Origin of the sequence: Escherichia sp. HH26CH, assembly GCF_009820205.1 — a bacterium.
Classification (GTDB): Bacteria; Pseudomonadota; Gammaproteobacteria; order Enterobacterales; family Enterobacteriaceae; genus Escherichia; species Escherichia coli_F.
The window spans coordinates 155,285-168,376 of record NZ_VNXM01000019.1; the positions used below are offsets into that span (position 1 = coordinate 155,285).

10 protein-coding genes are annotated in these 13,092 nt (G+C 54.2%); 2 read left to right on the forward strand and 8 right to left on the reverse strand.

What is annotated here, in order from left to right; translation table 11 throughout:
* Positions 1-71 precede the first annotated feature (71 nt).
* From FQ015_RS07680 to mdtA, 8 genes are all read right to left on the reverse strand, one after another.
* The gene (locus FQ015_RS07680; RefSeq protein WP_160523931.1) at positions 72-791 is read right to left on the reverse strand and encodes a tetratricopeptide repeat protein; all 720 of its coding nucleotides are present in this window, start codon (positions 789-791) and stop codon (positions 72-74) included.
* 98 nt (positions 792-889) lie between these two features.
* Entirely contained in the window at positions 890-1,222 is a 333-nt protein-coding gene (locus FQ015_RS07685) for a YegP family protein (protein ID WP_005075721.1), read from the reverse strand.
* A gap of 179 nt (positions 1,223-1,401) precedes the next feature.
* Positions 1,402-2,124, reverse strand: coding sequence for a two-component system response regulator BaeR (gene baeR, locus FQ015_RS07690; protein ID WP_000137876.1), 723 nt, complete (start codon positions 2,122-2,124; stop codon positions 1,402-1,404).
* Positions 2,121-3,524 (reverse strand): two-component system sensor histidine kinase BaeS, encoded by a 1,404-nt coding sequence (gene baeS / locus FQ015_RS07695; RefSeq protein ID WP_160523924.1) that lies wholly within the window; start codon positions 3,522-3,524, stop codon positions 2,121-2,123. Before baeS ends, baeR begins: the two co-directional genes overlap by 4 nt.
* Positions 3,521-4,936, reverse strand: coding sequence for an MFS transporter (locus FQ015_RS07700; RefSeq protein WP_160523925.1), 1,416 nt, complete (start codon positions 4,934-4,936; stop codon positions 3,521-3,523). The genes baeS and FQ015_RS07700 overlap by 4 nt, the downstream gene beginning before the upstream one ends.
* Complete coding sequence (mdtC, locus tag FQ015_RS07705; protein ID WP_160523926.1) at positions 4,937-8,014, reverse strand: multidrug efflux RND transporter permease subunit MdtC; 3,078 nt, start codon at positions 8,012-8,014, stop codon at positions 4,937-4,939.
* Positions 8,015-11,137: a multidrug efflux RND transporter permease subunit MdtB gene (gene mdtB / locus FQ015_RS07710; RefSeq protein WP_160523927.1), complete on the reverse strand. Its 3,123-nt coding sequence runs from the start codon at positions 11,135-11,137 to the stop codon at positions 8,015-8,017.
* The gene (mdtA, locus tag FQ015_RS07715; RefSeq protein WP_160523928.1) at positions 11,137-12,384 is read right to left on the reverse strand and encodes a multidrug efflux RND transporter subunit MdtA; all 1,248 of its coding nucleotides are present in this window, start codon (positions 12,382-12,384) and stop codon (positions 11,137-11,139) included. Before mdtA ends, mdtB begins: the two co-directional genes overlap by 1 nt.
* Before the next feature lie 278 nt (positions 12,385-12,662).
* Here mdtA and FQ015_RS07720 point away from each other — a divergent pair, with 278 nt between their 5' ends.
* Together FQ015_RS07720 and FQ015_RS07725 are read left to right on the forward strand one after the other, a co-directional pair.
* Positions 12,663-12,719 (forward strand): type I toxin-antitoxin system Ibs family toxin, encoded by a 57-nt coding sequence (locus FQ015_RS07720; RefSeq protein ID WP_100249771.1) that lies wholly within the window; start codon positions 12,663-12,665, stop codon positions 12,717-12,719.
* 271 nt (positions 12,720-12,990) lie between these two features.
* Entirely contained in the window at positions 12,991-13,047 is a 57-nt protein-coding gene (locus FQ015_RS07725) for a type I toxin-antitoxin system Ibs family toxin (protein ID WP_100249771.1), read from the forward strand.
* Positions 13,048-13,092: the final 45 nt, after the last annotated feature.

Consider the following 13,092-nt stretch of genomic DNA (forward strand, 5'->3'; position numbering starts at 1 on the left):
GTCGAATTTGCGGGCGGTTATTTTCTGTCAATAAGAATCTAAGTATCTTTAATCATTTCATCCCGGTCTGCTCAATCGACACGAAGGTAAGGGCCGTCTGCACTAACGTTGGCCCCGAAGCCGCAGTCGTTCGGCGTATTGGTGCTTACTTTAAGCGTTTCGGTAGTAAGTTTGAGAGCAATATTGCAGTGAATCATATTGTCTGCATCATCACGCAATGCAATTACGCCTGTGCCATTGTTCAGCGTTACAGATTCAGAAAACTCACCGATATTTGGCCCACTGTAAATGCCCATCATACCAAAGTAATAACCCTGAAAATCTACCTGCATCTTGCCTGTTAACCGCGCGGGTTTAAAGATGAACGTATTCCATGTCGCTTTGCCCGCGTAGCTCCAGTATTCATTGGTTGTTGAAAAATCAGAGGGCAAATCTGCGAGATTATCTTTGATAAGTTGCAAATTGTAGATGGATTTGGAATCTTGCGGTAGAAGCATGAGCCAGGCACGGGCTTTGCGCCATTGATTCTCACGCATCCAGGTCAGTGCGACATTGTTATAAGCCGTGGCGATCGCTTTCTCATCATTAGCTTTACAGTCTTCACTCCATGCGGCTTGCTGTTCGAAGTATTTGCGTGCCGCAGGGTAGTTTTTCGCTTTATACAATGCCTGCCCCTGGCTTGCATACATGGTGATTTTCGCGCAATCAGTGTTAATTTGCTCGTCAGTTATCTCAGCATGTGCATTAGCCGACAATAGCAAAACTAAAGATATGAAAAAGGGTAATTGCATGTTAAATCCATTTAAAGTGAATAATTCCAGTCGTGATAGTAATGCCGTGAGAGTCGGAAATAAAGCCGGACGCCAACAACCCACGCCCGGCATCGTAATTACGTATTGTCTTTCACCGTCTGGCTTGTGCCATTGGCTTTAACGGAGGCAATTCCGGTTTCACGAGATTGCGCGGTGGCGTACATCTGGCTGGAGCCGATAATTTGATGATTGGCGGCTTTCAGATTGAAATAGAATTTGCCGTTACTTGCTGTTTTTTTCTCATAGCGTTCTTCTTGTGGGCTGTTGCTACGCACTGACGCGATGCCCTTTTCCGCAGAGGCTTTTGAGGTATACAGCTCGCTGGTGAGGATAGTCTCCCCATTGCCCGCTTTTAGCACAAACCGGAATTGATTATCACTGTTCTTACTGAGTTCAAACCAACCAGCCATAATGACTCCTTGATTGAAATTGCGTATCGAAAACAGCATCTAAAAGGACTGTTTGCCGATTAAAGTATGAGCGATTTTCAGGTGCTTGCCAGGGCGGAGAGATAATGTCAGATAGCCGACAATGCGCGGGATAATGCTGCCGGATGTGGCGTGAATGCCTTCTCCGGCAGGTAAAAATGTTAAACGATGCGGCAAGCGTCGGCTTCCCAGCGATAACCGACACCGTAGACGGCGCGGATAAAAGACTGCTCTTCGTCCAGTGCTTCCAGCTTGCGGCGCAGGTTTTTAATGTGGCTGTCGATGGTGCGGTCAGTTACTACGCGGTAGTCGTCATAAAGGTGGTTCAACAACTGCTCACGGGAGAATACTTTTCCCGGTTCATGAGAGAGCGTTTTCAGCAGACGAAATTCCGCAGGCGTCAGGTCAAGCATTTTACCGCGCCATGAAGCCTGAAAACGACCTTCGTCGATAATCAACGGGCTTTCAGCATCCTGTTGCTGCAACTCACGCTGCGGTTTGCAACGGCGCAAAATGGTTTTGACGCGTGCTACCACTTCCCGTGGACTGTACGGCTTACAGATATAATCATCTGCGCCAATCTCCAGCCCGAGCAGGCGGTCGATCTCTTCGATTTTTGCTGTCACCATTACGATCGGAATGTCAGAAAAACGACGAATTTCCCGACACAACGTCAGGCCATCGGTGCCAGGGAGCATCAGATCCAACAGGATCAGATCCGGTGGTGTCTGGCGCACATATGGCAGTACCTGATCGCCGTGGCTGATAAGCGTCGGCGCATAGCTCGCAGCACGCAGGTAGTCGATAAGCAACTGCCCCAGCTTCGGTTCATCTTCCACGATCAAAATACGTGGCGTGTTTTCGTCGATTGGTAACTCGGTCATACTTCTCTCTGTAAATCCCGTTCCAGCGGTAACTCTACTGTAATGCTTACCCCGCCAAAAGGCGAATGAGCGGCAACAATGCGACCATTATGTGCTTCAACAATGTTAAGACAAATCGCCAGCCCCAGGCCGGAACCGCCGCTGGCACGGTTGCGGGAACCTTCGGTGCGATAAAAACGCTCAAACAATTTTTGCAGTTGAGCGTCACTAACGCCCGGTGCACTGTCGGCAAAGGTCAGGCGCACCGTTTTGTCATGTTGCTCGGCAGAGATATGCAGGCTGCCGCCGCTGTCGGTATAGCGCAGGCTGTTTTCCAGTAAGTTATTGAACAACTGCATTAAACGATCGCGATCGCCAAATACGGTAATGCTGTCTGGCAGGGAAAATTGCAGTTTCAGCCCGCGGCTGGCGAAACGCTCACGAAATGCGCCACCCGCGACTTCCAGTAGCGGGATCAGATCCACCGACGATTTCTGGTAGGCGAGAGCGCCTTCATCAGACATCGACAATTGATGAAGATCGTCCACCAGTTTGGTCAGTGTACCGACCTCTGCCTGTAAAGAAGCCACCGTCTCCGGGGTGAATTTACGCACGCCATCCTGAATAGCTTCCAGTTCGCCGCGCAGTACCGCTAAAGGTGTGCGCAGCTCGTGGGAGATATCGGCCATAAAATCGCGGCGCATCTGTTGGTTTTTCTCCAGCGTGCTGGCGAGCTGGTTGAAGTCTTGCGCCAGTTTGCCCAATTCATCTTCACTGGTGGGCGTCACGCGAGTAGTGAAATCGCCCGCTGCCAGTTTGTGTGTACCGTCCACCAGTCGTTTGACCGGAGCCAGCAAACCGCGCGCCAGTGGGAATGTCGCCAGCGCCGCTAACAAGGTAGATAAAGCGACAATCAGCCAACTGGTTTGCCTCTGTTGTCTGTCAAAATTGATATCGGTATTGCGGGTCAGTCGTTCAACAGGGGAGGCGATCACCGCACCCACTTCCGCCCCATTGACCATAATGGGCCGCCGTGTGCCGTCTGGTGGAATCGGTGCTCGCGGGCCAACCAGCACTTTGTTGTTTTGATCAACCACCCAGAATTGCGTGCGCCAACCGTGTGGCGGCATACCGGGGCCGGGCTTATCTTCGTTGTTATCATGCTCCAGCGAACGTAGGATCTGAAATACAAAGCGATCGTTATTACGCAGGAAGCGCCAGTTCCCGTGCTGGGCGTACTGCTCACCAAGCGCATCGCCGAGCATTTGCAGCCGTTGTTCATTACCATGCTTGATGTAATCGATAAAGCCGCGCTCAAAACTGATACGTACCGCCCAGTGCATCGTGATCAATAAGACAATGCAGGTGGCGAAAATCGCCAGAAACAGTTTGCCGGTAATACCGGGTCGCCAGAACTTCATTGCGCGCTCCTTTTTCGCCGTGAAATAGCGACATTTTGATGCGTATCGTTTGGCACTCTGGCAAAGACAAACGCCGGAAGGGCGATGATAAACGCCATGCTAAGCCAGGTGTACATAAAGACGGTTTGTGTGGTGCTGCTGTCTACGCTGACATGCTGTGAACCAAAAAGCCCCAGCAACAGCCCGGCGATGGTGACACCGATACTCATTGATAATTGCATAATCATCGACAGCAGGCTGTTGCCGCTGCTCGCCAGATTGTCTGGTAGATCTTTCAGCGTCAGGGTGTTCATGGAGGAGAAACGTGTCGAGTTGACCATTCCTTGTAAAAACAGGACGAACGGCAAAACGTAGTACCAGCCCAGCAGAGCGGTAGTCATAAACAGCAGGGTGACCAGCGACAGGCCCAGTGTGGTCGCCACCAGTACCCGACGGTAGCCAAAGCGATTCACCACCTGCACTACAATTCGCTTCATTCCCATGCTGCCGAGCACCATCGGGATCATCATCAGTCCGGCATGGAACGGCGAGAAACCGAGGCCAATCTGTAAGAAAACCGGTGTCATAAAGGGCAACATGCCACTGCCGATACGTCCGGCAAAGCTCCCCGCCAGGCCCAGCGAAAATGTACGAGTGCGGAACAGTTTCAGACTGAACAGGGCGCGGTTGTTGTTTCTGGCGTGCAGCAGATAAAGCACCAGTGCCACCACGCCAATCGCTGCCAGTCCGGCAATCGCCAGCGGTGAAAGTCCCGTGCCTTTACTGCCATCCAGCGCCAGCGTTAATACCGCCATGCCGACCGCCAGCAACAAAAAACCGGAGAGATCGAAACGCCGCGTCTGCATGGTGTAGTTTGGCATTAACATCAGCGTGGCGATCGCACCGATAATCCCTACCGGAATGTTGATCAAAAAGATCCAGTGCCAGGACGCGTATTCCACCAGCAGGCCGCCGAGCGCCGGACCCAATAGTGGGCCGACCTGACCGGGCAGCGTAACAAAGGTCATCGCCGCCATATATTGCTCACGCGGAACAATTTTCATCACTGTTAACCTGCCGACCGGCACCATCATCGCGCCGCCAACGCCCTGTAACGCGCGAGCAAGCAACAGTTCGTTTAGCGTGGCAGAAAGCGCGCAAAACAGCGAACCGAGGGTAAACAGTATGATGGCGGTAAAGAAAATATTGCGCACGCCGACTTTGTCCGCCAGCCAGCCGCTGGCGGGCAGCATCACCGCCACGGTCAGTACATAAGAGACAATGACCATGTGCATATGCAACGGACTTTCCCCAAGGCTTTGCGCCATTGAGGGAAGCGCGGTGTTAACGATGGTGGTGTCCAGCGACTGCATAAAGAAGCCGAAAGCCACAATCCACAATTGCCAGCGGGTGCTGTCGGGAAGATCTGTCATTTACTCGGTTACCGTTTGTTTAGGTTTACGCGAAAAACGCAGCCGCAGACGGTCGAAGAAGAGATACACCACTGGCGTGGTATACAGCGTCAGGAGCTGGCTCATTACCAGACCGCCGACAATGGTGATCCCCAGGGGTTGGCGCAGCTCCGAGCCGTCACCGCCCGACAACACCAGTGGCAGCGCACCAAACAGCGCCGCCAGGGTAGTCATCATAATCGGGCGAAAACGCAGCAGACAGGCCTGGAAAATAGCTTCCTGCGGCGTCAGGTTACCGTGCCGTTGGGCTTCGAGCGCAAAATCGACCATCATAATGGCGTTTTTCTTCACGATGCCGATTAATAGCATGATCCCTATCAGGGCGATTAGGCTGAACGGGGCATTGAATAGCTCCAGCGCCAGCAGCGCCCCAACGCCCGCCGAGGGCAGGGTGGAGAGAATCGTCAGTGGATGCACGTAACTCTCGTAAAGGATACCCAGCACGATATACACCGTGGCGATGGCTGCGATAATCAGGATTACCTGCGAGTTCATCGTCTCCTGGAATACCTGCGCTGTTCCGGCAAAACTGCCACGCACCGTCGAAGGCACACCAAGCTGGGTCATTGCGCGGTCGATCGCCGCACTGGCGTCCGAGAGCGATTTCCCGGTCGGCAGGTTAAACGAGATGGTCGAGGCCGCCGATAATCCCTGATGATTCACCGACAGCGGGGCATTCGCCGGTTGCCATTTAGCGAAATATGACAGAGGGATCGCTTTTCCTTCGTTATTAATGACGAACATTTTTTCCAGTGCACTGATGTCCTGGGTATAGCGCGGATCCACTTCCATCACCACTTTATACTGGTTCATCGGCTGGTAAATGGTCGAGATTTGCCGCTGCCCGAAGGCGTTATTCAACAGGCTGTTGGCGGCCTGCACGTCGATTCCCAGTCGTGCCATAGTGTCGCGGTCGTAAACCAGATTCATCTCCGCGCCGTTATCCTGCTGGTCGGAATTCACGTCCGCCAGTTCCGGTAACGTTGCCAGTTTTTTGCGGATTTTCGGCTCCCATTCGCGCAGCGCCGCCAGGTCGTCGGATAACAACGTGTACTGATAGCTGGCGTTCGACTGACGTCCGCCAACGCGAATATCCTGTACCGCCATCAGGAACAGATTCGCCCCCGGTTCTTTCGCCAGCTTCACCCGCAGACGGTCGATAATTTGCTGCGCCGTTTCGCTGCGCTCGTCGCGTGGTTTGAGAGTGATAAACATCATCCCACTGTTCACCCGCGAGCCACCGGTAAAGCCGGTGACATTATCCACTGCCGGATCGTCACGGATAATTTTCATAAAATCCTGCAACTTACCGCGCATCGCCTGAAACGAAATACTCTGATCCGCCTGTATCCCGCCCATCAACACGCCGGTGTCCTGCTCCGGGAAGAAGGTTTTCGGGATCGAGATATACAGCCAGATATTCAAAGCAATGGTGCCAAGCAGCACCACGCCCACCAGACGGATATGATTGAGCACCCATTTCAGCGACTTGCCGTAGCCTTGTTGCAGAGCAACCAACATGCGACCAAAACCACGCAGACGCTTTTGCTCGCGCGGCTTGCTGGCTTTTAGCATCCAGCCGCACATCATCGGCGTTAACGTCAGGGAAACCAGCAACGAAATACCAATGGCGACAGAAAGCGTCACGGCAAATTCGCGTAACAGTCGGCCCGGCAATCCGCCCATCAGCAGCAGCGGCAGGAACACCGCCACCAGTGACAGACTCATCGACAGTACCGTAAAGCCGACTTCGCGAGTACCTTGCAGCGCGGCTTGCAACGGTTTCATTCCCGCTTCCAGATGACGGGCAATGTTTTCCAGCACCACGATGGCATCATCCACCACAAAGCCTGTAGCGATGGTCAGCGCCATTAACGAAAGATTATTGAGACTGAAACCGCACAGGTACATCGCCGCAAACGTACCAATCAGCGAAACCGGCACCGCAACGGCGGGAATAATAGTGGCGCGACCCGAGCGCAGGAATAAAAAGACCACCAGAATCACCAGCGCCACCGAGATAATCAGCGTTTGCTCGACTTCCTCCAGCGAGGCGCGAATGGTGGGAGAGCGATCCTGGGCAATTTGCAGATCAATCGCCGCCGGAATGGTCTCCTGCAACTCCGGTAATTTTGCCCGGATGCTGTCTACCGTCTGGATAATATTGGCTTCCGGCAGCTTGCGGATCATCAGCAAAATAGCCGGTTTAGCGTTGGTCATCCCGGCGTTGCGCACATCCTGCACCGAATCGGTCACCGTCGCCACATCACCCAGACGAACCGCGCCGCCGTTGTTGTAATGAACAATCAGCGGTTGGTATTCGGCTGCGGTTTTTAGTTCATCGTTAGTCTGGATCTGCCAGCGGTGAGTGCCATCTTCCAGCGCGCCCTGCGGTTTACGCACGTTGGCATTGCTGATGGCAGTGCGCACATCGTCCAGCGACACGCCCTGATTAAACAGCGCCTGCGGGTTCAGCCCAACGCGCACGGCGGGCAACGAGCTGCCGCCGACATCGACATCACCGACGCCGTCGATTTGCGAAATTGTCGGAGCCAGTTGCGTCGAGGCAAAATCGTACAGTTCACCCTGCGAATAAGTATCGGATGTCAGCGTGAGGATCATAATTGGCGCATCCGACGGGTTCGCTTTGCGATAGGTCGGACGGCTGGGCATCCCACTGGGCAGCAAACTTTGTGCAGCGTTGATCGCCGCCTGCACATCGCGCGCTGCGCCGTTGATATCCCGATCAAAATCAAACTGCAAAATAATACGCGTGCTGCCAAGCGAACTGCTGGAGGTCATTTCACTGACCCCGGCAATGCGCCCAAGTGAGCGCTCCAGCGGAGTGGCAACGGAAGACGCCATTGTCTCCGGCGACGCACCGGGCAGCGAGGCGCTGACCATAATCACCGGAAAATCGACCTGTGGCAGCGGGGCGACCGGCAGCATACGGAAGCCCAGTATGCCGCACAGGGTAATGGCAACCGACAGTAAAATTGTCGCCACCGGACGGTAAATGAAGAGGGCAAAAAACTTCACTTACGCCTCCTCTTCATGGCGAGCAAAGCGGCTTTTGGTCCACAATGCCAGGCGGTCGAATAGCAGATAAATCACCGGCGTGGTAAACAGCGTCAGCACCTGGCTGACAATCAGACCGCCGACCATGCCGATACCTAACGGACGACGCAGTTCCGCGCCGACCCCGGTACTTAACATCAGCGGCAACGCGCCAAGCAGAGCCGCCAGAGTGGTCATCAGGATCGGGCGAAAACGCAGCAGACAGGCCTGGTAAATAGCATCGCGCGGCGACATGCCTTGCTCGCGCTCGGCTGCCAGCGCGAAGTCGATCATCATGATGGCGTTTTTCTTCACAATACCGATCAGCAAAATAATGCCAATGATGGCGATCACATCCAGCTCACTTCCGGCAATCATTAGCGCCAGCAGTGCGCCAACACCTGCCGTTGGCAACGTCGAGAGAATGGTGATCGGGTGAATAAAGCTTTCGTACAGAATACCCAGCACGATATACATCGCCACTACTGCCGCGACAATCAGCCAGACAGTGCTGCCCAATGCCGACTGGAAGGCGAGGGTGCTACCCTGGAACTGCGTGGTGATATCCACCGGCAGATTCAGCGTCTTTTCGGTGTCCATAATCGCCTGCACCGCATCGCCCAGCGAATAGTTATCCGGCACGTTAAAGGAGATGGTCGTTACCGGGAACTGATCCAGATGGTTGATGGAGAGTGGCGCAAAACGCTGCTCAATTTTGGCAATTGAGCTTAGCGGTACCACGCCACCGTCGCTGCTGGTCAGGCGGATAGTATCCAGCGCCGCGAGGCCTGGGGTATTTTCGGTGTTGTGTTCCAGCACCACGCGATACTGGTTGGCCTGAGTATAAATAGTGGAAATCAGTCGCTGACCAAACGCGTTGTACAGGGCGTTATCGACGTCCGCCATGCTGATCCCCAGACGGCTGGCGCTGTCGCGATCAACATTGACATACGCCACCAGCCCTTTGTCCTGCCAGTCGCTGGAGACATCAGAAAGCTGTGGCAGTTGCTGGAGTTTTTCCATCAACTGTGGCACCCAGGTACTGAGCGCATCCAGTGAGGTGGCCTGCAAGGTAAACTGGTACTGGGTGCGGCTGACCTGAGTATCGATGGTCAGGTCCTGCGTTGGTTGCAGGAAGAGATCGATGCCCGGCACTTTATCCACCGCCGTTTGCAGACGGGCGATGACTTTTTGCACCCGATCATCACGTTCATCCAACGGTTTGAGGTTGATCTGCAAACGCGCACTGTTCAGCGACGGGTTAGTGCCATCAACGCCAACAAATGAGGTCAGGCTTTGCACCGCCGGATCCTGCAAAATCACATCCGCGACCTGGCGTTGCCGCTGGGCCATATTGGTAAAGGAACTGGATTGCGGTGCCTGCAAAGTGCCCTGAATAATGCCGTTGTCTTGCACCGGGAAGAAACCTTTCGGAATGAACACCCACAGCAGCACGCTAAGCAGCAGCGTGCTGAGCGCCACGCTTAAGGTTAGCCACGGATGATTCAGCACTTTCGCCAGTCCACGACCATAGGCGGCGATTATCCTGTCGAACATTTTCTCCGAGGCACGGGAGAAGCGGTTCTGTTTACGCAGCGACTCCTGGCTGAGCATCCGCGCGCACATCATCGGTGTCAGGGTCAGCGACACCACGGCTGAGATCAAAATCGCGACGGCCAGAGTAATAGCAAATTCGCGGAACAGTCGCCCGACGATATCGCCCATAAACAGCAGTGGGATCAACACCGCAATCAGTGAGAAGGTCAGCGAGATAATGGTAAAGCCGATTTCACCCGCGCCCTTGAGCGCCGCCGCCAACGGTTTTTCGCCTTTTTCGATATAGCGGGAAATGTTTTCGATCACCACGATGGCGTCATCGACCACAAATCCGGTGGCGATGGTTAACGCCATCAGCGTCAGGTTATTGATCGAAAAATCGAGAAACACCATGACCGCGAAGGTGCCGATTAACGACAGCGGCACGGCGACGCCAGGAATGATGGTCGCCGGAATATTGCGCAGAAACAGGTAGATAATCATGACTACCAGCGCGATAGCCATCATCAGTTCAAACTGGGTATCGTCGACTGATGCGCGGATATTGGTAGTGCGATCGGAAAGTACCGTCACTTTTACCGATTTCGGCAGACTCTCGGTAAGCTGTGGCAGCATCTGTCGGATACTGTCGGCGGTGGAGATAATGTTGGCACCAGGCTGGCGCTGAACATTCATCACAATGGCCTGTTCTTTGTTCGCCCATGCGCCAAGCCAACTGTTTTCTGCGCCTTGTTCAACGGTTGCGACATCACCAAGACGAATCGGCGCGCCGTTCTGGTAGGCAATAATTAGCTGGCGATACTCTTCGGCGGATTGCATCTGGTCGTTCGCGGAAAGGGTGACCGCGCGGGAAGGGCCGTCGAGGCTACCTTTAGCCGAGTTAACGTTAGCACCGGTAATGGCGGTGCGCACGGTTTCGCTGGTCAGGCCGAGGGCGGCAATCGCCTGGGCGTTAAGTTTGACGCGAACAGCCGGACGCTGACCGCCGGAAAGCGTCACCAGCCCGACGCCGGAAATCTGCGAGATCTTCTGCGCGACGCGGGTTTCCACCATATCTTCCACTTGCGTCATCGGCATGGCGGTTGATGTGACGGCAAGCGTCATGATCGGCGGATCTGCCGGATTCACTTTGCTGTATACCGGAGGGTTAGGCAGATCGCTCGGCAACAGGTTAGTGGCGGCGTTAATCGCGGCCTGCACTTCCTGCTCGGCGACATCCAGCGGCAATGTTAGCTGGAATTGCAAGGTGATAACTGACGCGCCGCCGGAACTTTGCGATGACATCTGTTTCAGGCCAGACATCTGCCCGAACTGGCGTTCGAGCGGCGCAGTAACGGCGGAGGTCATGACATCCGGGCTGGCGCCAGGGTAGAGCGTGACCACCTGAATGGTCGGATAGTCCACTTCCGGCAGCGCCGAAACGGGCAGGGCGCGATATCCGATAATCCCGGCGAGTAAGATCGCCACCATCAGCAGCGTGGTGGCAACAGGACGCATAATAAACAGGCGCGACGGACCGCCTGTGCTGCTCGGAGGTAACACCTGCATCAGGAACGCGCTCCTTTTTTCGCGTATTCGCGGCTGGTGGCTTTCTCTTCCGAAGTGGTGGCGCTTTGAGCTTCAACCACTTCCACTTTCGCCCCTTCGGTCAGACGATCTATGCCATCCGTCACTACGCGGTCGCCTGCAGAAATACCTGCGCGGATCACCACTTTCTGACTGTCCTGAATGCCCGGCGTCACCAGATGTTTGCTGACCTTGTTTTCGCTATTCAGCACCCAGACAAAATGGCCTTCGTTGCCCATTTGCAGGGCGGCGGTGGGGATCACCACGGCGTTTTGTTCGGTGTCGACTAACATGCGCGCGTTAACAAACTGATTGGGAAACAGCGCATCGTCCTGATTATTAAAGCGTGCTTTCACTTTAATCGTACCGGTAGTGGCATCGATTTGGTTATCGAGACTTAACAGCGTGCCTTCACTTAATTTCTTCGAGTTGGTGCGATCCCAGGCTTCTACCACCAGCGGTTTTCCGGTTTTTTGCGCCTGCACAACGGTAGCGATATCGCTTTCCGGCAGGGTAAAGACTAAATCGATAGGATGCGTCTGGGTGATCACCACAATCCCGGTGGTATCACCACTGGAGATTTGGTTACCAACATCAACCTGCTTGAGACCAACGCGACCATCGACTGGTGCGGTGATGCGGCTCCAGTCGAGTTGCAGCTGTGCGCTGGCGACGCTTGCTTCATCAGCCTTAATGGTGCCTTCGGTTTCACTGACCAGCGCCTGTTGGGCATCCAGTTCCTGACGAGATACGAGATTGGTTTTTACCAGTTGTTGATAACGCGCCAGGTCACGGCGGGCGTTGGCAAGCGTGGCTTTATCTTTTGCCAGTTGGCCCTGGGCTTGTGCTAAAGCAACTTTGAACTGGCTGGGGTCAATTTCTGCCAATAAATCGCCTGCTTTGACCTGCTGGCCTTCCTGGAAATGCAACGCCATCAGTTGGCCGTCCACGCGGCTGCGCACCGTAACGGTGTTAGCAGCGGTAATCGTACCAAGCCCGGAGAGGTAACGCGGAACCGCCTGTTCCACGGCAGTTGCTGCCTGAACCGGGGCCAATGGGCCGGAACGCATACCACGGCGGCCACCGGCTGGCGACTGCTGTGCTTGCTTCGTCGCACCTGGCGCTGCGCTCTGGGATTCATTGCGGCCTTGCCAGAACCAGAAAGCGGCGATGGCGGCGATAACCACCACGATTACGATTACCCAACGGGATTTATAACTGCCTTTCATCGTTAAGAGTTTCTCTTCCTGAAACGTTTCGCGGAATGATACTAGTGTAGCCAGCCAATAAGGGAGAAAAATGGAGGAATTATGAAACACTGTCGGGAATCGTCTGAATGACGGGCACTTTTGCGAGCACGCATCCAGTAATAACACAGGAAACTATTTTATCTACGCGTTAGCGATAGACTGCATTAAGGGCAAAAGGAGGTAGGCCGACGATTTCAGCGGGACGCTGAAACGGGAAAGCCCCTCCCGAGGAAGGGGCCTTAAATAAGGAAAGGGTCATGATGAAGATACTCATCATCGTGGTGCTCTTAGTCGTTAGCTACCCAGCTTACTAAGACTACCAGGGCGGGGGAAACCCCGCTCTACCCTCACTCCTGAAAATATGCCTTCACGGTCAGAATGTCAATCCGCAGGCTTTGCAGTCTGCGATCCTGCTAGCAAATATTCTTTGCGAGTCGTTACGCAATAATCACAGATGAAACTATTTTATCTACGCGTTAGCGATAGACTGCATTCAGGGCGAAAGGAGGTAAGCCGACGATTTCAGTGGGACGCTGAAACGGGAAAGCCCCTCCCGAGGAAGGGGCCTTAAATAAGGAAAGGGTCATGATGAAGATACTCATCATCGTGGTGCTCTTAGTCGTTAGCTACCCAGCTTACTAAGACTACCAGGGCGGGGGAAACCCCGCTCTACCCTCACTCCTGAAA